Source organism: Streptomyces sp. NBRC 110611 (assembly GCF_001590865.1).
Classification (GTDB): Bacteria; Actinomycetota; Actinomycetes; order Streptomycetales; family Streptomycetaceae; genus Streptomyces.
In genome coordinates this window covers 513,191-536,474 of the sequence record NZ_BBUY01000001.1, presented here as the reverse complement: position 1 = coordinate 536,474, position 23,284 = coordinate 513,191, and the positions used below count along the sequence as shown (strand labels likewise).

The following is a 23,284-nucleotide window of genomic DNA, read 5'->3' as shown; positions in this document are numbered from 1 at the left end:
CTCCTGCTTCCGGCCTGCGTGGGGCACGCCGGTGGGCTTGACCTCAGGTGTGGTTGAGGTACGAGGGTTGCTCACCATGACGCACTTCACGGAACTCGTTCACCCCGACGCCGGAACCGCCTTGATCAGTGAGTGGCGTACCGGCGCTCCCGAGCGCTCGCGCGCCGCCGCCGACGCCATGATCGGAGAGTTCGCGGCAGCCGAGACGCCCTCCGCGCTCCTCGCCCAGCACCTGTTCCTGTCCACGGACGGGACCAGCCTCCTCTTCTACGCCCAGTGGACAAGCGACGAGGATCACCTGGTGTGGGCCCGTGCGCACCGCGACGCGAGGGTCAGCCGTATCGACACACTCGTGCCCGGTATCGAGCGCCCCGGGCTCAACCGAACCCGCCTCCGCCGCAGCGTGATACACGACGCCGAGGGGTGCCCTGGCGTCTTCGGAGTGGCCACGGTGGCGGCGGACGACGCGGAGGGCACGGTCCTGCCGACGCCGGGCCTGCTCGCCGCGCACGTCCACCTGACGACGGACGGTGCGCGCGCGATCGTCATCACGGAGTGGACCGATGCCGCCTCACATGAGGCGGTGGCGGCCGCCACCGACGACGGCCCCGGCTCCCAGCGATACACGCTCCATCACTCGTTCCTGGACTAGCTATTGATCTGTGTCTGTGGCGGGCCTGAACTGAAGTCCGGTTGCCCGATACTCGCTGCCGACGTCGTCCCGCATGTAGATCCCGCCGCCAGTACCGGCATAGAAGTAGTTCAAGGAACGCTGCAGCGTCTCCAGGACGAATTTTTCGTCTGCCATGTTCTGTGCTGCGCAGGTGCGGTGGGTGGTGAGTCGGGCGTCACGGAAGAATAGGTGGGAGCCGTTGAAATAGACCTTTGCGGTGAAGTCGTTGCAGCCGAGGTTGCCGGTGACGGTGCCGTCGCGGTGAAATACGAAGGCGGTGTCCTTGACCGACCGGAGTGGTTCGGCGTGGTCGTACTCCATCCACTGGTACAGCTGGAAAGTGGTCTCGAAGATGTCCGGGGACCTGACGATTTCGAGGGTGGCCACGTCACCGTGCTCGTTCCGCAGCTGCGGCGAGGTGGGAGGCGACGCTGCGGAATACTGCTCGAATTTCTTCTCGGTGATCTTCAGCTGTCCCCGGTGGAAGAACTTCTTGAACTTCGCCTCGAAATTCGACAGTTCCGGGCTCTTCTTTTCCGGCGGCGGGCATGAGGTCGCCTCGTCGGGCGGAGCAGGTGTCGCCGTAGGAGGCGGCAGCGCCGGAAGTTCATCACCCAACGTCAGCGTGGTCGCCTTCAGTTCGGCTTTCACTCGAAACGGCGTGCAGCCGTAGTTCCCTGCGACTGTCCCGTCGTCACGGAACTCCATCCACGGGCTGGCGTTCTCGGGAGCGTGCACCTCCTCTCCGTCCACCGTGAGCGTGTGGTCGTCAAAGGTCCAGATTCCATCGAACAGCTTGCCTCCGAGGCCTCTCGGCCCCATCTTCGTGGGGGAAGCGGATGCCGTAGCGCCCCCCTTCCCGCCACCCTCATCGCCTGAGGGCGCCCCACACGCCGAGATCGCGCCACACGCCGCCGCCACGCCTGCCACGACCCCTGCAATACGTCTTCGAGAGAGCCACATATCCGCTAAACGTCTCTCGCGGACCGCTAGTTCCACGCCGGCGCTGGGTATCCCAGGCGTGTGCGGCGGGAATTGACCGACCCGCCCCACCCCCGACATGAAGGCCCCATACTCCATCCGGCATCCTGTCTGGGCTGATCTGCCCGGATCGGCCCAGACAGGAGGGGAAACGTATGCGTAGGGGAATGGTGTCCCGAATGGCCGCGGTGGTGGCGCTGACCGTCGGCACGGCCATGGCCACGCTGTCCGCCGGGACCACCGCCCAGGCCACCGACCAGGCCGGCACGTCCGCAGGTGTCACCACCGAGGCAGTGTTCAACAACCCGAACGGCAGCCGGGCCGAGCAGCTCGCCATCGTGAACCGGCAGGTCGACCTGATATCCGGGGCCCCCGCGGGCTCCCGCATTCGGATGGCCATGTTCTACGCCACACACGCCCCCGTCGTCGACGCGCTCGCCGCCGCCCACCGGCGGGGCGTACGGGTCCAGGCCGTCTTCGACAACAAGGCCGTGGACTCGGCCCCGTACCGCAAGCTCGCCGGCGCACTCGGGACCGACGCCTCGGCCACCTCGTGGGTCATGAACTGCGGCAAGGACCGCGGCTGCATCGGCACCCGTGAGATGGGCGGTATCCACGCCATCCACCAAAACAAGTTCCTGCTCTTCTCGGAGACCCGGGGTACCTGCAACGTGGTCGTGCAGTCCTCGGCCAACCTCAACGACGGCCGGGACGGCACCAAGGGCTGGAACAACGCCCTCGTCCTCACCGGGAACGACGGTATCTACCGGGCGTACGACGCCTACTTCGACGACCTGGCGGCACGCAAGGCCAACAGCGACTACTACACCAGCGGTCGCCCACCCGTCGGATCCGGCCGGGCCAAGATCCACTTCTATCCGCGCGCCGAGCGCCCCGGCACCAACCCCTATCGCGACCCGTCCCAGGACACCGTCGCCACGGTCCTGGGCAACGTCCGCTGCACCGGGAACTCCTCCGCCGGCACCCCCGGCGACCACCGCACCCGCATCCGCGTCAGCATGACGGCCATCAGTCGGCCGTACCTCGCCCAGCGGCTCGCGCAACTGGACGCGCAGGGCTGCGAGGTGGAGGTCGCGCAGACCTACGACCCGAGCAGCAAGCTGGAGCGGGAGTCCCTGGAGAACCTCCTCCGCCCGGCATCCGGCCGCTACGGCGGCGTCCGCGTCGGCTACTACTGCAAGCCGACGTCGTCCACCTGGATCCACGACAAATACCTGCTCGTCGAGGGCAATTACTACAACCGGCCCGACCGCAGGGTCGTCTGGACGGGCAGCCACAACTGGACCGGGAACTCCCTGCGGCAGAGCGACGAGACCGTGCTGCAGCTGGAGGACTCCGCCGTGTACGACGCGTACGCCCGCAACTTCGCGCTGACCCACGCCGCGACGACCCACCATCCCGCCAACGGCGACGCCCTCACCTGCGCGGCGCCGAGGGCTTAGAACAGCAGGCCGGCCAGGGCCGCGACGGCGAAGCCCGTGGTGGAGAGGACGGACTCCAGGACCGTCCAGGACTTCAGTGTGTCGCGCACAGAGATGCCGAAGTACTTGGCGACCATCCAGAAGCCGCCGTCGTTGACGTGCGAGGCGAAGATCGAGCCCGCCGAGATGGCCACGATGATCAGGGCGAGGTGGGGCTGGGCGAGGTCCTGGCCGTCGATCAGGGGGACGACGATTCCGGCGGTGGTGACGATGGCGACGGTCGCCGAGCCCTGGGCGACGCGGAGGGCGACGGCGATCAGCCAGGCGAGGACGATGACCGGGAGGCCGGCGCTGTCGAAGGTGCCGGCGAGGGCGTCGGCGACACCGCTGCCCCGCAGCACCGCGCCGAAGACACCGCCCGCGCCGACGACGAGCAGGATGTTGCCGATGGGCTTGAGCGACGCGGCGGAGACGGCTTCCAGGGACGCCCGGGACCAGCCACGGCGGACGCCGAGGAGGTAGTACGACATCAGCAGGGCGAGGGTCAGGGCGGCGAACGGATTGCCGAAGAACTCCAGGACGGACCGGAGGGTGCCCGGCTCCAGGGCGAGGGAGGAGAAGGTCGCCAGGAGGATGAGGAGGAGCGGGGTGCCGATGACGGTGAGGACGGTCGGGAGCGGGACGGGGCGTTCCGCTGTCCCCGGGCTTCGGTCGTCGGTGGTGACCGCCGCTTTTGCAGCCGCTGCGGCCTCGACCATGTCCTGGGGCACGGGCACGAAGACGCGTCTGCCGATCCAGGCCGCGTACGCCCAGGCACACAGCACCGCCGGCAGACCGCAGAGGGCGCCCATGAGAATGACCCAGCCCAGGTCGACGCCGAAGAGTCCGGCCGCCGCCACCGGCCCGGGGTGCGGTGGCAGGAAGGCGTGGGTCATCGACAAACCGGCCAGCAGCGGCATGGCGTGGAGAAGTACGGATCCGGCGGTGCGCTTGGCAGCGGCGTGGACAATCGGCGCGAGGACGAAGATGCCCACGTCGAAGAAGACCGGTATGCCGATGACGAGGCCGGTCAGCCCCATGGCGAGCGGGGCGCGCCGCGCACCGAAGAGTCCGATGAGGCGGCTGCTCAACTCCTCGGCTCCGCCGGAGACTTCGAGGATGGCGCCGAGCATGGTGCCCAGGCCGATGATGATCGCGACGTGTCCGAGTATGCCGCCCATCCCGCCCTCGACCAGGGACGTGACGTCGGACTTCTGGACGCTGCCGAAGAGTTCGGTGACGGAGAGCCCGGCGGCGAGGCCGACGGCGAGGGAGGCGGCGAGCAGCGCGACGAAGGGCTGGAGCCGGAGCTTGATGATCAGGAAGAGGAGGAGCGCGACACCCAGGGCGGCGACGGTCAGCAGGCCGGGGGTACCGGGTATGAGGGCGAGCAGGCCGCCCCGGCGGGGCTGTGGTGCTGCAGCGAGGAACATGCGATGACTCCGTCGTCAGGCATGGTGCTTCCGAGCAGGGACGGCGTTCCGTCGATGACGTGCCGTGGACGCGACGGCGTTCCGTGGACGGCCTGCGGCGGCGGTCAGCCGAGGACGGCGAGGGCGTCGATTTCGATGAGCAGGCCCTTGGGGAGGCCGACGTAGACGGTCGTCCGGGCCGCCGGGGCTTCCTTCAGGTCGGCGAAGTAGTCGTTGTAGATCTCGTTCATCTCCGCGAAGTGGTCGGTGTCGGTGAGGTAGACGCGCAGCATCAGCACGTCCTCCCAGCTCGCCCCGCCCGCCTCCAGGACGGACCGGACGTTGGCGAGAGTCTGGAGGGTCTGCTCGCGGAGGGTTGGCCCGGCGGGGGTGGGGGCCTGGCCCTCGACGGCCGGGAGGAAGCCGACCTGGCCCGCGACCTGGAGGATGTTGCCCTTCTTCACGCCGTGCGAGAACTTCGCGGGCGGGGTGGTGTGGGTGGCCGGGGTGACGGCGGTCTTCCGGAGCTTCTCGCTCATGAACTGGTCTCCTTGGTCGGGGTGTTCGGCGGGGTGTTTGTCAGGGGGTTCGGCGGGGTGTTTCCGGAGTACTCGCGGCTGATGGCGTCGGCGGTGCGGCGTACCAGCGGGAGGAGTCTGAGGAGTTCGTCGGCGCTGACGACCACGTTCGGCGCGGAGACCGACATGGCGGCGATGACGCGCCCGTCCGTACCACGGACGGGGGCCGCGACGCAGTTGATGGACTTCTCGTGGCCACCGAGATCGCTGGCCCAGCCCTGTTCGCGCACCTTGGCCAGCTCCTTGAGGAAGGCGTCGGGGCCCGGTGTCGAACGGGGGGTGTACATGGGGTAGTCGAGCCGCCCGGCGACGGCGCGCCGCTCGGGCTCGGGCAGGTCGGCGAGGAGGAGCTTGGCGACGGCGGCGACGGTGATGGCGACGGGCTTGCCGACGCGCGAGTACATCCGGACCGGGTAGCGGGACTCGACCTTGTCGAGGTAGAGGACTTCGTTCTCCTCATGGACCGCCAGGTGGACGGTGTGTCCGCACCGCTCGTTGAGTTCGACGAGGTGGGGGTGGGCGATCTCGCGTACGTCGAGGTTCTCGACGGCCTGCTGGGCGAGGGCGAAGAGCCGGGCGCCGAGGCGGTAGCGCTGGTCGGGCTGGCGGTGGACGATGCCGTGCTCGTGGAGCGTGCGCAGCAGCCGCAGGGCGGTGGACTTGTGGACGCCGAGGCGTCCGGCGACCTGTCCGAGGTCGGCGGGCCCCTCGGCGAGTAGCGGCAGGATGCTCAGCGCGCGGTCGACGGTCTGGCTCATGCCCTGTGTACCTCCTGGTCCATGGCCTGGTGTACCTCCTGGTCCTTGGCCTGCCGCTCGGCGGCCATCGTGGTCTGTCCCGGCCGTCCGGGGCCAAGGTCCGGCCGTCCGGGACCGAGGTGCAGGTCGCCGGGGCCGAGGTGCAGCCGCTGCCAGGCGGTGTCGTCGAGGGCGGCCAGCCGGTCGGCGAGGGCAGGGGAGGGCGGGGCGGCGAGGTCGCCGGGGACGGTGAGGGCGGCGGCGGCCCAGAGGTGGCCGTAGCGGATGCGGGTGGGCACGGGCAGGCCGCGGAAGGTGGCGGAGAGGAAGCCGGCGGCGAACGCGTCACCGGCACCGACAGCGGCGACGACCTCGGCACGTGGCGCGGGCTGCGCGTACCGGCCGTCGCTGTCGTACGCCACCGCGCCCGCTGCTCCGCGCTTGACGACCAGCGTGCCGGGTTCGGGCAGTGCGGCGCGGATCGCGTCAGGGCCGCCGGTGAGACCCCAGGCCTCCGCCGCTTCGTCCTCGCCGACGAAGACGAGGTCGGCACCGCGGGCGAGGTCGAGCAGAATACGGGCGTCATGGGGGTCGCGCCACAGCCCGGGACGGTGGTTGACGTCGAACGAGACGAGGGGGCGGCGGCGCCGGCCGGATGCACCACCAGACGCACCACGGCCGGAGTGACGCTTCGTGTGCCGCTTCGTCACCTCGTGCATCAAGGTCAGGCAGTCGTCGGAGAGGGCCGCGGTGATCCCCGACAGGTGCAGCACTCTGCCCGACCGGATCGCGGCCGGGTCCAGGGTGGTGACGGACATGGCGGAGGCGGCGGATCCGGCGCGGTAGTAGGCGACCTCGTGGGCCTCCGTGCCGCGGTCGCCGGCGGTGCGGAAGTAGACGCCGGTGGGGCGGTGCGGGTCACGCCGGACATGGGAGACGTCGACTCCGCTCGCGGCGATGGCGGCGACAAGGTGGTCGCCGAAGCCGTCGGCGCCGACGCGGGAGATCCAGCGGGCGGTGTGTCCGGCGCGGGCGAGCGCGCAGGCGACGTTGGACTCGGCGCCGCCGATGGCGCGGTGGAAGGACGGCACATCGGCGAGGCGTCCGGGACGGCTGGGCAGGAAGGTGACCATGGATTCGCCGAGGCAGACGACGTCGACCTCCGGGGCGGGCGGGTCGTCGACGCGCGAAGGCCTGGTCACGGTCGGTCGGCCTCCTTCGCTGTGCGGCTCGTGGGGGGCGTCGTCCGGCCTGTTCCACACCCTGCCTTGACCCTGTCTTGCGCCTGTCTTGACCCGTTCTTGAGCCATGGTTCTCATCATTAACCGAGTCACCGACCGAGTCATTGACCCAGCGATGGCCCGGATGTTAGACAGCTGTAAGCGGTATGCGCAATGAGTGTTGCAGAGTGTGCAACACGGTCTGTGAGGAGGCCAGATGGTCGGGGAGCGGCTCGCGCAGGGGCTCAGGGAACTCGCGGACGAAACGGTCGACCACCGCTTCAAGGGCCTCCCCCCGGACGCCGACGGGCTCACCCTCGGCGAGCTGGCCGCCGAGCGCCGCAACCTCTTCGACGGCGGCTTCACCACCCCCGTCCTGGCGCTCTCCGCCGAGTCGGTCGAGCACAACCTGGCCCTGATGGAGACCTACGCCACCCGGCACGGCCTCGCCTTCGCCCCGCACGGCAAGACCTGCATGGCCCCCCAGCTCTTCGCCCGCCAGCTGGAGCGCGGCGCCTGGGGCATCACCGCCGCCGTCCCCCACCAGGTCCGGGTCTACCGCAGCTACGGCATCCAGCGGATCTTCCTGGCCAATGAGGTCGTGGACGCGGCCGCGCTGCGCTGGCTCGCCGCCGAACTGGCCGCCGACCCCGGCTTCCGCCTCGTCTGTTACGTCGACTCACTGCGCGGTATCGAGCTGATGGACCGGGCGCTGCGGGAGGCCGGAGCGACCCGCCCGGTGGATGTGGTCGTCGAACTGGGCGCCGGCGAGGGCGCCCGTACCGGCGTCCGTACGGAGACCGAGTGCCTGGAACTGGCCTCTGCCATCGCGGGGGTGGACACTCTGCGTCTGGTGGGCGTCGCGGGTTACGAGGGCGAGGTGCCCGAGCCCACCACGGAGCGGGTGACCGCCTGGGTGCGCCGGCTGGTCGCCCTGGCCGTGGCGCTGGACCGGGCGGGCCGGTTCGCCGACCTCGACCAGATCGTCGTCAGTGCGGGCGGCAGCGCCTGGTTCGACGCGGTCGCCGAGGTGTTCGCGGAGATCCCCGAGCTGTCCGCTCCGGTCCTCAAGCTGCTGCGCTCCGGCGCGTACGTGTCGCACGACAGCGGCCACTACCGGCGCCTGACGCCGTTCAACCGCGTCCCGGAGGAGGGCGCGCTGGAGCCCGCCTTCCGGCTGTGGTCGCAGGTGGTCTCCCGCCCCACGCCCGAGCAGGCGTTCCTCAACGCGGGCAAGCGCGACGCGGCCCACGACCTGGATCTGCCGCAGGCCCAGGTCGTCCGGTCCGGCCGGGACGGCACCGAGCGGCCGGCGCACGGCATCACCGTCACCGGGCTCTCCGACCAGCACGCCTGGGTCGCCACGGAGCGCTCCGGCGACCTGGAGGTCGGCGACTGGGTGGGCCTGGGGCTGTCGCACCCCTGCACCTCGTTCGACAAGTGGCAGCTCATCCCGCTCGTCGAACGGGACGGCACGGTCACGGATTTCATCCGCACGTTCTTCTGAGGGGGCGGTCGTGGCAGACCTCGTCCTCCGTGACGCGGACGTCGTGGACGGTACCGGCGCCCCGTCCTACCGCGCCGACGTGGTCATCGACGGCGGAAGGATCGCCTCGATCGCCCAGGAGGCCGCGGCGGCGGGCAGTCAACGCCCCACCGCACGACGGGAGTTGGACGCAGCCGGGCTCGCCCTCTCCCCCGGCTTCATCGACATGCACGCGCACAGCGACCTCGCGCTGCTCCGCGACCCCGCGCACGAGGCCAAGGCCGCCCAGGGCGTGACCCTCGAAGTCATCGGCCAGGACGGCCTGTCGTACGCCCCGGTCGACGACCGCACACTGGCCGAGGTGCGCCGCGCGATCAGCGGCTGGAACGGCTACGGGGACGACATCGACTTCGACTGGCGGTCCGTGGGCGCGTACCTGGACCGGCTGGACCGTGCCCACGACGGGCAGGGCATCGCGGTGAACGCCGCGTACCTGGTCCCCCAGGGCACGGTCCGGATGCTCGCCGTCGGCTGGGAGGACCGCGCGGCGACCCCTGACGAGCTGGACCGCATGCGCAAGCTGGTCGCCGAGGGCATGGCGCAGGGCGCGGTGGGCATGTCGTCCGGGCTCACCTACCCGCCCGGCATGTACGCCGACAACACCGAACTCACCGAACTGTGCCGGGTGGTGGCCGCGTACGGCGGTTACTACTGCCCGCACCACCGCTCCTACGGGGCGGGCGCCCTCGCGGCGTACGAGGAGATGATCGCCCTCACGCGTGCGGCCGGCTGCGCGCTGCACCTCGCGCACGCCACCCTGAACTTCGGCGTCAACAAGGGCCGCGCGCCCGAGCTGCTGTCCCTCCTGGACGGCGCGCTGGACGCCGGCGCGGACCTCTCCTTCGACACCTACCCCTACACCCCCGGCTGCACGACGCTGGCCGCGATGCTGCCGAGCTGGGCGAGCGCGGGCGGCCCCGAGGCCATCCTGGCCCGCCTGCGGGACGACGCGACGGCCGAGCGCATCCGCCACGCCCTGGAGGCCGAGGGCGCCGACGGCTGCCATGGCGTGCCCATCGACTGGGACACCATCGAGATCTCGGGAGTCTCGGACCCGGCCCTGGGGGACGCCGTCGGCCGCACCGTCCAGGAGTCGGCGGACCTGCGCGGCGAGGCCCCCTGGGCGACCGCCCGCCGCCTGCTGATCGACGACCGGCTCGGTTCGACGATCCTGCACCACGTCGGTCACGAGGAGAACGTCCGCCTGATCATGCGCCACCGGGTGCACACGGGCGGCAGTGACGGCATCCTCCAGGGCGGCAAACCGCACCCCCGCGCCTACGGAACCTTCCCCGCGTACCTCGGCAGGTACGTCCGCGAACTGGGCGTGCTCTCCCTGGAGGAGTGCGTCGCTCATCTCACCGGCCGCCCGGCGGCCCGGCTCCGCCTCCCCGACCGCGGCCTGGTACGGGAGGGCTACCGCGCCGACCTGGTCCTCTTCGACCCCGGGACGGTCGCCGCCGGCGCGACCTTCACCTCCCCCCGCACCCTCCCGGCCGGTATCCCGTACGTCCTGATCGACGGCCGCTTCGTCATCGACCACGGCCGCCGTACGGACGTCCTGGCGGGGCGGTCGGTACGGCGCACGGTCCGGTAGCTCCGCTCTCCGCGGCCGCCCGCAGGCCGACGGGCGTGAGCAAGCCCACGCCGCCCGCCGGCCGGCGAGACGCAAAACACCGGGCGGCCGCCGAAACGCGCCCGTAAGGTGGCGGATATGCAGGTGATCCAGTCAACGAAGCTCGCCAACGTCTGCTACGAGATCCGTGGCCCGGTGCTGGAGGAGGCGATGCGGCTGGAGGCTGCCGGTCACCGCATCCTCAAGCTCAACACCGGCAACCCGGCGGCCTTCGGCTTCGAGTGCCCGCCCGAGATCCTGGAGGACATCCTCCGCACTGTCGGGACGGCGCACGGCTACGGGGACGCCAAGGGCCTGCTCTCGGCCCGCCGCGCGGTGATGCAGCACTACCAGACCCAGGGCATCGACCTCTCCGTCGAGGACATCTACCTGGGCAACGGCGTCTCCGAGCTGATCCAGATGGCGATGCAGGCGCTGCTGGACGACGGCGACGAGGTGCTGGTCCCGGCCCCGGACTACCCGCTGTGGACGGCGGCGGTCTCGCTGTCCGGCGGTACGGCCGTGCACTACCGCTGTGACGAGCAGGCGGACTGGATGCCGGACCTGGCCGACATCGAGCGGAAGATCACCGACCGCACCAAGGCCATCGTCGTCATCAACCCCAACAACCCCACGGGCGCCGTCTACGACGACGAGCTGCTGCGGAGCATCGCGGAGATCGCCCGCCGGCACAACCTGATCGTCTGCGCCGACGAGATCTACGACAAGATCCTCTACGACGGTGTCACCCACACCCCGTTCGCCTCGCTCGCCCCCGACCTGCTGACGCTGACCTTCAACGGACTGTCCAAGGCGTACCGGGTGGCCGGCTACCGCAGCGGCTGGCTGGCGGTCTGCGGCCCGAAGGCGCACGCCTCGTCGTACATCGAGGGGCTGACGATCCTCGCCAATATGCGGCTGTGCGCCAATATGCCCGCCCAGCACGCGGTCGCCGCGGCCCTCGGCGGCCGGCAGTCGATCAAGGACCTGGTGCTGCCCGGCGGCCGGCTGCTGGAGCAGCGGGACACGGCGTACGAGCTGCTCACGCAGATCCCCGGCGTCAGCTGCGTCAAGCCGAAGGGCGCGCTGTACGCGTTCCCGCGGCTGGATCCCTCGGTCTACAAGATCAAGGACGACCGGCAGATGGTGCTGGACCTGCTGCGCGCCGAGAAGATCATGATCGTGCACGGTACCGGCTTCAACTGGCCGGAGCCGGACCACTTCCGGCTGGTCACCCTGCCCGGTAAGGACGACCTGGCGGAGGCCGTCACCCGCATCGGCTCCTTCCTCGACGGATACGGGCAGTACTGACCCGCCGCGAGTTCCCTTCGGCTGCCCTACGGCTTCTCTACGGATCACAACTTTAGACATTGTCTAAGCTAGGATGGTCTCCTGGACGTCTTCAGGAGGTCAGGAGGCCATCCCATGTACGAACCGATCCGCACCAAGTCGGTCCACACCATGGCCGCCGCCCCGGGGATCCCGCACCGCTCCCGCGAGGAGGAGCTGGATATCCGGCTCGCCGGACAGCTGACCGCACTGCTCACCGTCACCGACGAACTGCACGCGCTCGCCACCCGCGCAGCCGACCCCGGGGCCGACGAGCTGGACGGCCCCGCCCTGGCCGGCGCCGCCGACCGGATCGCCGAGCAGGTCGCACGGCTCAGCGGCGGCCACTATCCGCTGCGCGCCGAACCCACCGACGGCGGCGCCCCGTCCCGCGTCCCCGCGCTCCAGCAGCGCGCCCGCACCCTCGCCGGAAACGCCCTGGCGGTCGCCACCTCCCGCGCCGACACCGCGGTGATGAGGCTGGCCACGGAGCGGATGGCGGCGCACACCGGGCCGGCGTGGGACCGGGACCTCGCCTCGGCCTGATCTTCACCCGGCCGGCCCCACCGGGGCGGAGCAGTACGGGAGTGCACGCCCCGCACCCGAGCGCACCGGATGCGGGGCCCCGGAACGTACCGTCAGCCCAGGCGCCGCACCAGCGCGCGGTACTCGTCCCACAGCTCCTTCGGCGTGTGGTCACCGAAGGTGTTGAGGTGCTCGGGGACGAGTGCGGCCTCCTCGCGCCAGACGTCCTTGTCGACCGTGAGCAGGAAGTCCAGGTCGGCGTCGGCCAGTTCGAGGCCCTCGGTGTCCAGGGCCGCCTTCGTCGGCAGCACGCCGATCGGGGTCTCGACGCCCTCGGCGCGGCCGTCGAGACGGTCGACGATCCACTTCAGGACGCGGCTGTTCTCACCGAAGCCGGGCCAGACGAACCGGCCCGCGTCGTTCTTGCGGAACCAGTTGACGTAGTAGATCTTCGGCAGCTTGGACTGGTCCTTGTCCTTGGCCACCTCGATCCAGTGGCCCATGTAGTCGCCCATGTTGTAGCCGCAGAAGGGAAGCATGGCGAACGGGTCGCGGCGCAGCTCACCGACCTTGCCCTCGGCCGCGGCGGTCTTCTCGCTCGCCACGTTGGCACCGAGGAAGACACCGTGGTTCCAGTCGAAGGACTCGGTGACCAGCGGAACGGCGCTGGCCCGCCGCCCGCCGAACAGGATCGCCGAGATCGGCACGCCCTGCGGGTCCTCCCACTCGGGCGCGATGATCGGGCACTGCGAAGCGGGCACGGTGAAGCGGGCGTTGGGGTGGGCGGCCGGGGTCTCGGAGCCGGGCGTCCAGTCGTTGCCCTTCCAGTCCGTCAGGTGGGCCGGGGTCTGCTCCGTCATGCCCTCCCACCAGACGTCGTTGTCGTCGGTGAGGGCGACGTTCGTGAAGACCGAATTGCCCCACAGCGTCTTCATCGCGTTGGCGTTGGTGTGCTCACCGGTGCCGGGCGCGACGCCGAAGAAGCCGGCCTCGGGGTTGATGGCGTACAGGCGGCCGTCCGCGCCGAAGCGCATCCAGGCGATGTCGTCGCCGATCGTCTCGACCGTCCAGCCGGAGATCGTGGGCTCCAGCATGGCGAGGTTGGTCTTGCCGCAGGCCGACGGGAAGGCGGCGGCCACGTACTTGGACTCGCCGGTGGGCGGCGTGAGCTTGAGGATCAGCATGTGCTCGGCCAGCCAGCCCTCGTCGCGCGCCATGACGGAGGCGATGCGCAGGGCGTAGCACTTCTTGCCGAGCAGGGCGTTGCCGCCGTATCCGGAGCCGTACGACCAGATCTCGCGGGTCTCGGGGAAGTGCGAGATGTACTTGGTCCGGTTGCAGGGCCAGGGGACGTCCGCCTGGCCGGGCTCCAGCGGGGCGCCGACGGAGTGGACGGCCTTCACGAAGAAGCCGTCCTCGCCCAGCTCATCGAGGACGGCCTGGCCCATGCGCGTCATCGTGCGCATGGAGACCGCGACGTACGCGGAGTCCGTGATCTCCACACCCAGCGCGGACAGCTCGGAGCCCAGCGGCCCCATGCAGAACGGCACGACGTACATCGTGCGGCCGCGCATCGAGCCACGGAACAGGCCCCGCTCGCCCTGGAAGATGTCCCGCATCTCCGTCGGGTCCATCCAGTGGTTGGTGGGGCCGGCGTCCTCCTCCTTCTCGGAGCAGATGAAGGTGCGGTCCTCGACGCGGGCCACATCGCTGGGGTCGGAGGCGGCGTAGTACGAGTTGGGGCGCTTGATCGGGTCGAGCTTCCGGAACGTTCCCTTGTCGACGAGTTCCTCGCACAGACGCTGGTACTCCGCCTCCGAGCCGTCACACCAGACGACCCGGTCGGGCTGGGTGATCGCTGCAATCTCGTCCACCCAGGTGATGAGTCCCCGGTGACGAGTCGGAATGGGGGCGTCCCCGGCACGAAGCCCATGGGAGTGCTTGGGGGAGGGAGCCGCGTTGTCGCGCGCCACGATCGCTCCTAGATGAGGGTGTGGACGGACCCGTTCCCGTTTTGACAGGAAGATCCGCATTTGTCGATTGTTTGCCCCTTGGGGGCTGCGACCCGGATGCTTCGTGACCGCTCATCCGGTGCCGACCGCACTCATTTGATCATCCGACCCCTTGAGGGTTCTGTCCAGAGGGCGAATTCGTGACCGCCGCCACTTCCGGGCGAATCCGTAACTTACGGTTGCGTAGGTAGCATTGCGCCATGTCTTCCGCGCCCGACGCCGCCGAGAGCCGCTCGACCTCCGCGCCGCCCGCGATTGCGGCGGTCGCCGCCGCTGCCGCGCCCTTCAAGCCGAAACTGCGGGGCTGGCTGCATGCCGGAATGTTCCCCGCCGTCCTGCTGTCCGGTGTCCTCCTCACCGCCCTCGCCGACAGCACCCGCGGCCGCCTGGCCTGCGCGATCTACACCCTGACCGCCTGCCTGCTCTTCGGCGTCAGCGCCCTTTACCACCGGGGCAATTGGAGTCCGCGGATGGACGGCGTCCTGCGCCGCCTCGACCACGCCAATATCTTCCTGATCATCGCCGGCACGTATACGCCGGTGACCGTGCTGCTGATCCCCGGATCGCGCGGCCAGGTCCTGCTCTGGGCGATCTGGGCGGCCGCGCTGGCCGGTATCGCCTTCCGCGTCTTCTGGGTCGGCGCACCGCGCTGGCTCTACACCCCCTGCTATATCGCGATGGGCTGGGCCGCCGTCTTCTTCCTCCCGGACTTCCTGCGCACCGGCGGCATCGCCGTGCTCGTCCTGGTCGTCGTGGGCGGCCTCCTCTACAGCGCCGGCGGCGTGATCTACGGCATCAAGCGCCCCAACCCGTCCCCCCGGTGGTTCGGCTTCCACGAGGTCTTCCACTCGCTCACCCTCGCCGCCTTCGTCGTCCACTACGTGGGCATCTCGCTGGTGGCCTACACGCACGCCTGAGGCCGGGCCGTTCCCTGCTGGGGCCGGGACCGGGGCCGGGAGCCGGAGGGGCTTGGGCCGGGGCCGGGGCCGGGAGCCGGAGGGGCTGGGGCTGGGGCTGGGTCACCGTCCGTGAGCGACCATGGCCTCGGCTGTCCGATCCCTGACGTTCCCCTGACAATGCTGCGCATGGTCTCCGCACGTACAGCCGCCGCACCCCGCCCCGCAGCCCCCCACACCCCGACCGCCCCGGACACCCTGACCACCCCGAAGGCCCTGACCACCCCGAAACCGGGACTGCGGGAGCGGAAGAAGATCCAGACCCGGCAGGCGATCCGACGGGCCGCCTACCGGCTCTTCGACGAGCACGGCTACGAGGCGACGTCGATCGACCGGATCGCCGAGGCCGCGGAGGTCTCACCGAGCACGGTCGTCCGCTACTTCCCCGCCAAGGAAGACATCGTGCTCACGGACGAGTACGACGCCCTGCTGTCCGCCGGGCTGCGGGCCCGCCCCGCGGACGAGCCGGTGGTCGAGTCGATACGGCGGGTCGCCATCGAGGTGCTGCGCGGAATCGCCGCGCAGGACCGGGCCGGCCTCGTCCAGCGCATCCGGCTGATCCACGAGGTACCCGCCATCCGGGGCCGTACGGCGGAGCATGCCGCCCGTCACACCACGCTGATCAGCACCGTCCTCGCCGAACGCACCGGGCGCCCCGCCGACGACCTGGAGCTGCGGGTCATCAGCGCCGCGGCTCTGGCCGCGCTCCAGGAGGCGTTGCTGAGCTGGGTCACGAAAGACCGGCGCACCGGCCCGGAGCCACTGATCCATCAGGCGATGGACGTACTGACACGAGGCCTCACCCACTGAGCCCACGAACCACAGAACCCCTCCCCCTCCCCTCCCTCACCCCCGGAGCCGCTCCCCCAGCTCCTCCGCTTCCGTCGTCGGCCGTTCACAGGTGAAGTGGCGGCAGACGTACGCGGCCGGTGCGCCGTCGACCAGGGGGCGGTCCTTGAGGAGCGGCACCTCGCCGGTGTCGTCGGACCCGGGGGCGCCCAGCGCGACGACCGCTCCCGGAGCAGTCCCCAGCAGGGCGGCACGGTGCAGCGCCCGGGTGGCCGGGTCGTTCGGCGGCCCGACGACCGCGATCTCCCGCGGCCCGTCCAGCGCCGCCTCGGCGACGGCGAGCCCCCAGCCGATGAAGCGCGGGGCCCGGCCCGCGAGCGCGGTGACGATGCCCAGGGCCCGTTCCGCTGCGCCGCGGTGCAGATCACTGCCGGTCAGAGCGGCGTACGACAGGAGCGCACCGGCCGCCGCGGTCCAGCCGGACGGCGTCGCGCTGTCGGTCGGGTCCTGGGGCCGGCGGATCAGCGCTTCGGCGTCGGCGGCGGTGTCGTAGAGCGCGCCGTCCTCGGAGGTGAACTGGAGCAGCACGGTGTCCAGGAAGAAGCCCGCGAACTCCACCCAGACGCCCTCGCCGGTCACCGAGGCGAGGGTCAGGAAGCCCTCGGCGGCATTGGCGTAGTCCTCCAGGACACCGGAGTTGGCGCCGGCCGCGCCGTCGCGAGAGGTGCGGTGGAGCCGGGCCTGCCAGTCCATGTGGACGCGGACCAGCAGGTCGGCGGCGTCGGTGGCGGCCTGGATCAGGTCCGGGCGGCCGAAGTACGCGCCGGTCTCGGCGAGGGCGGCGATGGCCAGTCCGTTCCAGGAGGCGATGATCTTGTCGTCCCGGCCGGGGCGCGGCCGCCGGGCACGCGCCGCCAGCAGCCGCGCCTTGACGGAGACCAGCCGCTCGGCGTCCACCAGGACGTCGGTGTCGGGGAGTTGGAGCACCGAGGTTCCCTCCTCGAAGGTGCCCTCCTCGGTGACGCCGAAGTACGTGGCGGCGAACTCCGCGTCCTTCTCCCCCAGCACGGTCCGCAGCTGCTCCGGCGTCCACACGTAGTAGGCGCCCTCGGCATGCCGCCCGGTCCCGTCGTCGCTGTCCGCGTCCAGCGCGGAGGCGAAACCGCCCTGGTCGGTACGGAGTTCGCGGACCATGAAGTCGGCGGTCTCGACGGCGATCCGGCGGGCCAGGTCCGAGCCGGTGGCACGCCACAGGTGTGCGTAGGTCCGGCACAGCAGGGCGTTGTCGTAGAGCATTTTCTCGAAGTGCGGCACGGTCCAGGTGGTGTCCACCGCGTAGCGCGCGAAACCGCCGCCGAGCTGGTCGTAGATGCCGCCGCGGGCCATCGCCGCGCAGGTCGCCTGGACCATCTCCAGCGCCCCGGCGGAGCCGGTCCGGGCGTGGTGGCGGAGCAGGAATTCCAGCACCATGGACGGCGGGAACTTGGGCGCGCCGCCGAATCCGCCGTGCACCGCGTCGAATTCGCGGGTCAGACCCATCAGGGCGGTGTGCAGTACGTCGGGGCCCGGCGGGCGCCGGTCGGCGGGCAGCGCCGCGGTCAGCGAACGGCCGGCCAGATCCGCGACGATCCGGCCGGCGACCTCTCCGACCTCGTCACGGCGGTCGGCCCAGGCGCTGCGGACGCCTTCCAGGACCTGCCCGAAGGACGGCATGCCGTGGCGGGGCTCGGGCGGGAAGTAGGTGCCGAAGTAGAAGGGCTCGGCGTCGGGGGTGAGGAAGACGGTCATGGGCCAGCCCCCCTGGCCGGTCGCCGCCTGCACGGCCTCCATATACACGGCGTCGACGTCAGGCCGCTCCTCGCGGTCGACCTTGACCGCCACGAAGTACTCGTTCACCAGATCGGCAACGGCCGGGTCCTCGAAGCTTTCACCGGCCATGACATGGCACCAGTGGCAGGAGCTGTACCCGACGCTGAGCAGCACCGGCACCTGGCGCCGGCGGGCCTCCTCGAACGCCTCGGGGGACCAGGGCCACCAGTCGACGGGGTTGTGCGCGTGCTGGAGCAGGTACGGGGAGGTCTCATGGGCCAGGCGGTTCGGCATATCCCCATCCTCTCCCACTGCACCGCGCTCTCCCACTGCGACGCGTGGTGCACTCCAACGCGGGGCGCACGGCGACGCGGGAGGTGATGAGCGGGCCGGCGGCCGTTGAACCCACGCCGAGACGGGACGGTGAAGGGACAGCAAGGGGACAGCGAGTGGACCGCCGCAGGCCGTGACGGGACCGCGACGCTGTCGCCCGGGTTCAAGCCAGGCCCGGGTTCGGGCTGGGCCCTGGCCGCCGGAGCGGCGGTCAACGCCCCGGCCGAGGTCAGCCGTCACCACACAGGACGCGGACGAGCGGACGGGCCGTGTCGCACGCCGAGCGGCGGTTACGGCCGGGCGGACGCGATGTGCGGCGGCTCGCACCGTTGGCCGCAGGTCCGCCGTGGATTCTCCCCAGAGCCGCGAACGATCTTGGCCGGTCGGTCCCGGTCAGTCGCGGCGGCCTGGGGAGCATCAGGCCGGGTGGCGAGTAGAGGGGCGGGAGAGCCCAGCTCTCACGTGGTTTTCGGGTCGGCGGCGGACTTCGCCGGGGCGCCCTTCTTGGCGTCCTGGGCGGGCTCCTCCTGGAAGTCCACCTGCCGCATGTGCTTGTTCATGGACTTCATCAGCAGCCACACGGCGCCGCCGATGATCGCGAAGACGATGAAGCCCAGGACGCCGGGGGTCACCTTGTCCTTGTCGAAGCTGTCGGCAAGGGTGACGAAGTGCGTCAGGGCGAGGGTGCTGGTCGCGCTCATCATGGGCTCAATTGTTGCGGATGCCCGCGAAGAGGTCGTCCTCGGGGAGGGAAGTGTCGACGAGCGACTTGGCGAGCTCGTACTCCTCCGTCGGCCAGACCTCGCGCTGGATGTCCATCGGCACCCGGAACCAGCCGCCGTCCGGGTCGATCTGGGTGGCGTGGGCGATCAGCGCCTTGTCCCGGATCTCGAAGAACTCGTCGCACGGGACGTAGGTGGTCAGCGTGCGCTCGCGCTGCTCGAACTGCTTCCAGCGCTCCAGCCACTCGCCGTACGGCGATTCCATACCGCGCGCCAGCAGGGCTTCATGCAGGGCGATGGTGCGCGGCTTGTTGAAGCCCTGGTTGTAGTAGAGCTTCAGGGGCTGCCAGGGCTCACCGGCCTCCGGGTACTTCTCCGGGTCGCCGGCCGCCTCGAAGGCCACCATCGTGATCTTGTGGGTCATGATGTGGTCCGGGTGCGGGTAACCGCCGTTCTCGTCGTAGGTCGTGATGACCTGCGGCTTGAACTCCCGGATCAGCTTGACCAGCCGCCCGGCCGCCTCCTCGACGTCCTGCAGCGCGAAGCAGCCCTCGGGAAGCGGAGGCAGCGGGTCCCCCTCGGGCAGCCCGGAGTCCACGAAGCCCAGCCACTCCTGCTTGACGCCGAGGATCTCCCGGGCCTCGTCCATCTCCTTCTTGCGTACCTCGTGAATGTGCTCCTCGATGTACGGGTCCCCCTGGAGCTTGGGGTTGAGGATGGAGCCTCGCTCGCCACCCGTGCAGGTGGCGACCAGCACGTCCACCCCCTCCGACACGTACTTGGCCATGGTGGCCGCACCCTTGCTCGACTCGTCGTCGGGGTGGGCATGGACCGCCATCAAACGCAGCTGCTCAGTCAAGACTCGATCCTCAGTTAAGGGCCGGAGAAGATGCCTCCTATAGTGACCGAAGCGAGGGGCGCTGTATTCCCTGGGCCGAAACCCCGGGATTCCTGACTCAGGTCCGCCAGGTCCACCAGGTCCTGGCTCGGGTCCACCAGATCCACTTCAGAGGCTCGGGTCCGCCTCGGACTCCCGGTTCCGCTTCAGGGGCCGGGTTCGATTCTCGGGTCCGGTGCAGGTCCCCGGGCTCCGACGCAGGTCCCGTACAGGAGGATGCAGCATGACCGCGGCGCGCGAAGGGCTCCCCGATGGACGCTACGGCCGCTCCGCGGACCAGCGCGCGGACCGCAAGCTCAAGATCACCGGTGCCGTGCTGGGCGTCGCGCTGCTCGGTGTGGTCGGCTGGTCGGGCTTCTCGTACATCACGGGGCAGGACCTCAGCGGCCGGGTGATCACCTGGGACGCGGTGTCCGATCATGCGGTCACGGTCCACCTCGAGGTCGTCAAGGGCACGGACGACACGGGCGTGTGCACCCTCCGCTCCCAGGCCGATGACGGTTCCGAGGTCGGCCGCAAGGACGTCACCGTCGACCAGCGCACCGACCAGGTGGACACCAAGATCACCATACGGACCACAAAGCGGGCGACCAACGCGATACTGGTCGGCTGCACCGCCACCGACCGCCACTGAACCCCACGAGAACCACCCCGCGCCGGACGTCCCCGCACAGGGAATACCGCCGCCTCCCGCCTTGTTGTGGCCCTGCAAGGGGGGCTCGCGTCCCCTAAGGGATCTGTTCGACCGTCCCGTAAGGGGCGGTCTTCCCGTCGTGCGCGGCACGGTCCGTGGCCCGCGCGCAACCGCGTGACGCCACCGTTCACTCACGGGGTGTGTCGTGACCGCGCCTGAGCAGCGAGGATGCGTCGTCGCGCGGACACTGTGAATTTCCTCTTCCCCGTTTTGTGCCGGAATTGTTAGGCTCGTTGTTTCGCCCACCCGTGAAGGCGCAAACCTTCCTGGTAGGGCGTTTGATTTATCCCCAGTACCGACGAGGAGCACCTGTGACCCAGACCAGCGACAACGTCACCTGGCTGACCCAGGCGGCGTATGACCAGCTCAAGGCCGAGCTGGAGCACCTGTCTGGTCCCGCACGCGCCGAGATCACTGAGAAGATCGCGGCGGCCCGCGAGGAAGGTGACCTGAAGGAGAACGCCGGGTACCACGCGGCCAAGGAAGAGCAGGGCAAGCAGGAGGCCCGCGTCCGCCAGCTGAAGCAGTTGCTGGAGACCGCGAAGGTCGGCGAGGCCCCGGCCGCCAATGGCGTGGTAGCTCCCGGCATGGTCGTCACCATCGCGTTCGACGGGGACCCGGACGACACACTTGAGTTCCTGCTGGCATCGCGGGAGTACGCGAGCTCGGACATCGAGACCTACTCGCCGCAGTCGCCGCTGGGCACCGGTGTGAACGGCAAGAAGATCGGCGCCGACGCGGAGTACGAGCTCCCCAACGGCAAGAAGGCGAGCGTGAAGATCCTCGACGCCAAGCCTTACGCCGGCTGAGTCCTGCGGCCCGCAGACCACACAGCGGCCCGGAGCATGATGCTCCGGGCCGCTGTGCTGTGTGGTCTCAAGGCTGTGTGGTCACGCCGTCGCCGAGCGGTACTTGCGGACCGCCAGCGTCCGGAAGATCGCGATGATCAGGAGGGACCAGAGCACCGAGGCCAGTACCGGGTGCTCCATCGGCCAGGCGCCGGTGACCGACTTGGGCACCCCGTCGATGGTGTTCCCGAACAGCTCCCGGGCCGCGGCCACCGTCGCGCTGAACGGGTTCCACTCGGCGACGTGCTGCAGGAACGTCGGCATGCCGTCGACCGGCACGAACGCGTTGGAGATGAAGGTCAGCGGGAAGAGCCAGATCAGCCCGCCGGACGTGGCCGCCTCGGGCGTCCGCACCGTGAGGCCGATCAGCGCGCCGATCCAGGAGAAGGCGTAGCCCAGGAGGAGCAGGAGCACGAATCCGGCAAGTACCCCGGCGAAGTTCTCGTGGGTGCGCCAGCCGATCAGCAGGGCGACGACCGCGAGCACCACCAGAGTCAGCGCGGTCTGTACGAGGTCGGCCAGCGTGCGCCCCGTGAGCACCGCACCCCGGGACATCGGCAGCGATCTGAACCGGTCGATGAGCCCCTTGTGCATATCGTCCGCGATGCCCGCGCCGGCGCCCGCCGTGGCGAACGTGACGGTCTGCGCGAAGATGCCGGCCATCAGGAACTCCCGATAGGCCTGGGCATCGCCCACGGGCGCGCCGGGGATGTTGATGGAGCCGCCGAAGACGTACGTGAACAGCACCACGAACATAATCGGCTGGATCAGCCCGAAGATCACGACTTCGGGGATCCGCACCATCCGGATCAGATTGCGCTTGGCGACGACCATCGAGTCGCGTACGGCGCGGTCGAGGCCGCTCCGCGACCGCGGGGGCCCGACGGGGGTGTCGCCGGCCGTTTCGGTCACCGTGGTCACTTCACGCCCTCCTTCTGGCGTCCCTTACCGGACCTGCCGCCCTCACGGCCGGCGCCCTTCGCGGTACCGCTTCCGCTACCCGCGCCGCTGCCGCGCTCCGTATCGCTCCCGCCGGTCTCCGCCTCGCTCCTGCCGCTCTCCTTGGGCTCCTCGGACTCCTCGGCGGATTCGGCCGCGTGCCCGGTCAGCGAGATGAAGACGTCGTCCAGGGTCGGGCGGCGCAGTCCGATGTCGTCTATCCCCACGCCCCGGGTGTCCAGTTCGCGGATGACCTCGGCGAGCAGCTTCGCGCCGCCGGTGACCGGGATCGTGAGCTTGCGGAGCTGCGGTTCGATCGTGCCCTCGCCCTTGCCGAAACCGCGCAGGACCTCGTCGGCGATGCCGAGGTGCTCGGGGGCGTGTACGACGACCTCGACGCGCTCGCCGCCGGTGCGCGCCTTGAGCTGGTCGGATGTGCCGCGGGCGATGACCTTGCCGTGGTCGACGACGCAGATGTCGTGCGCGAGCCGGTCGGCCTCTTCCAGGTACTGGGTGGTCAGCAGCAGGGTCGTACCGCCCGCGACCAGCTCCTGGATGACGTCCCACAGAGCCTGGCGGTTGCGCGGGTCCAGGCCGGTGGTCGGCTCGTCCATGAACATCACGGGCGGGCTGACGACCAGTGCGGCCGCGAGGTCGAGCCTGCGGCGCATACCGCCGGAGTAGGTCTTCGCGGTGCGGTCGGCGGCCTCGCTCAGATTGAAGCGCTCCAGCAGCTCGGCGGCCCGGCGCTTCGCGTCGCGGCCGCTCATCTGGTAGAGCTGGCCGACCATCATCAGGTTCTCGCGCCCGGTCAAGTACTCGTCCACGGCGGCGAATTGGCCGGAGAGACCGATCGAACGGCGCACCTTGTCGGGGTGGGCCAGGACGTCGATCCCGGCGACCTGTGCCTTGCCCTGGTCGGGCCGGAGGAGGGTCGTCAGGACCCGCACGGTGGTGGTCTTGCCGGCACCATTGGGGCCGAGCAGTCCGAGGACGGTTCCTTCGGGAACGTCGAGGTCGACGCCGTCCAGTGCCCTCACGTCGCCGAAGGTCTTCACCAGACCTTCGGCGTAAATGGCGCCTGGCATATGGGTACTCCCATGGCTCGGATAGGTTCTAGATCGAATATTACGGTTAGCGGCATACGTCGGGCTTGCGGCTTTTGTGCACATTCCGTGCGACTTTCA

Annotated in this window: 21 protein-coding genes; 10 read left to right on the top strand and 11 right to left on the bottom strand. The window is 70.1% G+C overall.

The window, feature by feature from the left end:
* The first annotated feature begins 76 nt into the window (after positions 1-76).
* Positions 77-652, top strand: coding sequence for an antibiotic biosynthesis monooxygenase (locus AZE13_RS02340; RefSeq protein ID WP_147264592.1), 576 nt, complete (start codon positions 77-79; stop codon positions 650-652).
* On the opposite strand, the gene AZE13_RS02335 is transcribed toward AZE13_RS02340, so the two are convergent.
* Positions 653-1,672, bottom strand: coding sequence for an META domain-containing protein (locus AZE13_RS02335; RefSeq protein ID WP_181690227.1), 1,020 nt, complete (start codon positions 1,670-1,672; stop codon positions 653-655).
* 149 nt (positions 1,673-1,821) lie between these two features.
* Between AZE13_RS02335 and AZE13_RS02330 the strand changes: the two genes are divergently transcribed.
* The gene (locus AZE13_RS02330; protein ID WP_181690226.1) at positions 1,822-3,117 is read left to right on the top strand and encodes a phospholipase D-like domain-containing protein; all 1,296 of its coding nucleotides are present in this window, start codon (positions 1,822-1,824) and stop codon (positions 3,115-3,117) included.
* Here the strand turns inward: AZE13_RS02330 and AZE13_RS02325 are convergent.
* The 4 genes from AZE13_RS02325 to AZE13_RS02310 all read right to left on the bottom strand — a co-directional run bounded on the left by AZE13_RS02325 (position 3,114) and on the right by AZE13_RS02310 (position 6,995).
* Positions 3,114-4,568 (bottom strand): GntP family permease, encoded by a 1,455-nt coding sequence (locus AZE13_RS02325; RefSeq protein WP_066926223.1) that lies wholly within the window; start codon positions 4,566-4,568, stop codon positions 3,114-3,116. The genes AZE13_RS02330 and AZE13_RS02325 overlap by 4 nt on opposite strands.
* 104 nt (positions 4,569-4,672) lie before the next feature.
* The gene (locus tag AZE13_RS02320; RefSeq protein WP_066926220.1) at positions 4,673-5,086 is read right to left on the bottom strand and encodes a RidA family protein; all 414 of its coding nucleotides are present in this window, start codon (positions 5,084-5,086) and stop codon (positions 4,673-4,675) included.
* A complete protein-coding gene (locus AZE13_RS02315) occupies positions 5,083-5,883 on the bottom strand; it encodes an IclR family transcriptional regulator (protein ID WP_066926217.1) in 801 nt (266 codons plus the stop codon). The genes AZE13_RS02320 and AZE13_RS02315 overlap by 4 nt, the downstream gene beginning before the upstream one ends.
* The gene (locus AZE13_RS02310; protein WP_258527566.1) at positions 5,880-6,995 is read right to left on the bottom strand and encodes a sugar kinase; all 1,116 of its coding nucleotides are present in this window, start codon (positions 6,993-6,995) and stop codon (positions 5,880-5,882) included. Before AZE13_RS02310 ends, AZE13_RS02315 begins: the two co-directional genes overlap by 4 nt.
* Before the next feature lie 304 nt (positions 6,996-7,299).
* Here AZE13_RS02310 and AZE13_RS02305 point away from each other — a divergent pair, with 304 nt between their 5' ends.
* The 4 genes from AZE13_RS02305 to AZE13_RS02290 all read left to right on the top strand — a co-directional run bounded on the left by AZE13_RS02305 (position 7,300) and on the right by AZE13_RS02290 (position 12,118).
* Positions 7,300-8,589, top strand: coding sequence for an amino acid deaminase (locus tag AZE13_RS02305; protein WP_066926214.1), 1,290 nt, complete (start codon positions 7,300-7,302; stop codon positions 8,587-8,589).
* Positions 8,590-8,599: 10 nt separating this feature from the next.
* Positions 8,600-10,225 carry an N-acyl-D-amino-acid deacylase family protein gene (locus AZE13_RS02300; protein WP_066926211.1) on the top strand — a complete coding sequence of 542 codons (1,626 nt, stop codon included), beginning with the start codon at positions 8,600-8,602 and terminating at the stop codon, positions 10,223-10,225.
* A 117-nt stretch (positions 10,226-10,342) separates the two neighbouring features.
* Positions 10,343-11,554, top strand: a complete 1,212-nt coding sequence (locus AZE13_RS02295) for a pyridoxal phosphate-dependent aminotransferase (RefSeq protein WP_066926208.1) — start codon at positions 10,343-10,345, stop codon at positions 11,552-11,554.
* 114 nt (positions 11,555-11,668) lie between these two features.
* On the top strand, positions 11,669-12,118 hold the full coding sequence (locus tag AZE13_RS02290) for a hypothetical protein (protein WP_066926205.1): 450 nt from the start codon (positions 11,669-11,671) through the stop codon (positions 12,116-12,118).
* A gap of 92 nt (positions 12,119-12,210) precedes the next feature.
* On the opposite strand, the gene AZE13_RS02285 is transcribed toward AZE13_RS02290, so the two are convergent.
* On the bottom strand, positions 12,211-14,070 hold the full coding sequence (locus AZE13_RS02285; RefSeq protein ID WP_398780082.1) for a phosphoenolpyruvate carboxykinase (GTP): 1,860 nt from the start codon (positions 14,068-14,070) through the stop codon (positions 12,211-12,213).
* Between the two features lie 239 nt (positions 14,071-14,309).
* On the opposite strand from AZE13_RS02285, the gene trhA reads away from it, so the two are divergent.
* Both trhA and AZE13_RS02275 read left to right on the top strand, forming a co-directional pair.
* On the top strand, positions 14,310-15,026 hold the full coding sequence (gene trhA / locus AZE13_RS02280; RefSeq protein ID WP_079123621.1) for a PAQR family membrane homeostasis protein TrhA: 717 nt from the start codon (positions 14,310-14,312) through the stop codon (positions 15,024-15,026).
* Positions 15,027-15,194: 168 nt separating this feature from the next.
* Positions 15,195-15,875 (top strand): TetR/AcrR family transcriptional regulator, encoded by a 681-nt coding sequence (locus AZE13_RS02275; RefSeq protein ID WP_398780080.1) that lies wholly within the window; start codon positions 15,195-15,197, stop codon positions 15,873-15,875.
* Between the two features lie 36 nt (positions 15,876-15,911).
* Here AZE13_RS02275 and AZE13_RS02270 read toward each other — a convergent pair whose 3' ends face one another.
* From AZE13_RS02270 to mca, 3 genes are all read right to left on the bottom strand, one after another.
* Positions 15,912-17,957, bottom strand: a complete 2,046-nt coding sequence (locus tag AZE13_RS02270; RefSeq protein WP_066926202.1) for a thioredoxin domain-containing protein — start codon at positions 17,955-17,957, stop codon at positions 15,912-15,914.
* A 497-nt stretch (positions 17,958-18,454) separates the two neighbouring features.
* The gene (locus AZE13_RS02265; RefSeq protein WP_066926199.1) at positions 18,455-18,700 is read right to left on the bottom strand and encodes a hypothetical protein; all 246 of its coding nucleotides are present in this window, start codon (positions 18,698-18,700) and stop codon (positions 18,455-18,457) included.
* 4 nt (positions 18,701-18,704) lie between these two features.
* Positions 18,705-19,577, bottom strand: coding sequence for a mycothiol conjugate amidase Mca (gene mca / locus AZE13_RS02260; RefSeq protein WP_066926196.1), 873 nt, complete (start codon positions 19,575-19,577; stop codon positions 18,705-18,707).
* Between the two features lie 262 nt (positions 19,578-19,839).
* Here mca and AZE13_RS02255 point away from each other — a divergent pair, with 262 nt between their 5' ends.
* Positions 19,840-20,250: a DUF4307 domain-containing protein gene (locus AZE13_RS02255; protein WP_066926193.1), complete on the top strand. Its 411-nt coding sequence runs from the start codon at positions 19,840-19,842 to the stop codon at positions 20,248-20,250.
* 371 nt (positions 20,251-20,621) lie between these two features.
* On the top strand, positions 20,622-21,119 hold the full coding sequence (greA, locus tag AZE13_RS02250; RefSeq protein WP_066926190.1) for a transcription elongation factor GreA: 498 nt from the start codon (positions 20,622-20,624) through the stop codon (positions 21,117-21,119).
* An 81-nt stretch (positions 21,120-21,200) separates the two neighbouring features.
* Here greA and AZE13_RS02245 read toward each other — a convergent pair whose 3' ends face one another.
* Positions 21,201-22,079 carry an ABC transporter permease gene (locus AZE13_RS02245; RefSeq protein ID WP_398780078.1) on the bottom strand — a complete coding sequence of 293 codons (879 nt, stop codon included), beginning with the start codon at positions 22,077-22,079 and terminating at the stop codon, positions 21,201-21,203.
* On the bottom strand, positions 22,076-23,185 hold the full coding sequence (locus tag AZE13_RS02240; protein ID WP_066926187.1) for an ATP-binding cassette domain-containing protein: 1,110 nt from the start codon (positions 23,183-23,185) through the stop codon (positions 22,076-22,078). The genes AZE13_RS02245 and AZE13_RS02240 overlap by 4 nt, the downstream gene beginning before the upstream one ends.
* Positions 23,186-23,284: the final 99 nt, after the last annotated feature.

Coding starts and splice junctions, on each gene's coding strand:
- AZE13_RS02340 (WP_147264592.1), top strand. CDS start 77: ATGACGCACTTCACGGAACTCGTTCACCCCGACGCCGGAACCGCCTTG.
- AZE13_RS02330 (WP_181690226.1), top strand. CDS start 1,822: ATGGTGTCCCGAATGGCCGCGGTGGTGGCGCTGACCGTCGGCACGGCC.
- AZE13_RS02325 (WP_066926223.1), bottom strand. CDS start 4,568: ATGTTCCTCGCTGCAGCACCACAGCCCCGCCGGGGCGGCCTGCTCGCC.
- AZE13_RS02320 (WP_066926220.1), bottom strand. CDS start 5,086: ATGAGCGAGAAGCTCCGGAAGACCGCCGTCACCCCGGCCACCCACACC.
- AZE13_RS02315 (WP_066926217.1), bottom strand. CDS start 5,883: ATGAGCCAGACCGTCGACCGCGCGCTGAGCATCCTGCCGCTACTCGCC.
- AZE13_RS02310 (WP_258527566.1), bottom strand. CDS start 6,995: ATGGTCACCTTCCTGCCCAGCCGTCCCGGACGCCTCGCCGATGTGCCG.
- AZE13_RS02305 (WP_066926214.1), top strand. CDS start 7,300: ATGGTCGGGGAGCGGCTCGCGCAGGGGCTCAGGGAACTCGCGGACGAA.
- AZE13_RS02295 (WP_066926208.1), top strand. CDS start 10,343: ATGCAGGTGATCCAGTCAACGAAGCTCGCCAACGTCTGCTACGAGATC.
- AZE13_RS02290 (WP_066926205.1), top strand. CDS start 11,669: ATGTACGAACCGATCCGCACCAAGTCGGTCCACACCATGGCCGCCGCC.
- trhA (WP_079123621.1), top strand. CDS start 14,310: ATGTCTTCCGCGCCCGACGCCGCCGAGAGCCGCTCGACCTCCGCGCCG.
- AZE13_RS02275 (WP_398780080.1), top strand. CDS start 15,195: ATGGTCTCCGCACGTACAGCCGCCGCACCCCGCCCCGCAGCCCCCCAC.
- AZE13_RS02270 (WP_066926202.1), bottom strand. CDS start 17,957: ATGCCGAACCGCCTGGCCCATGAGACCTCCCCGTACCTGCTCCAGCAC.
- AZE13_RS02265 (WP_066926199.1), bottom strand. CDS start 18,700: ATGATGAGCGCGACCAGCACCCTCGCCCTGACGCACTTCGTCACCCTT.
- AZE13_RS02255 (WP_066926193.1), top strand. CDS start 19,840: ATGACCGCGGCGCGCGAAGGGCTCCCCGATGGACGCTACGGCCGCTCC.
- AZE13_RS02240 (WP_066926187.1), bottom strand. CDS start 23,185: ATGCCAGGCGCCATTTACGCCGAAGGTCTGGTGAAGACCTTCGGCGAC.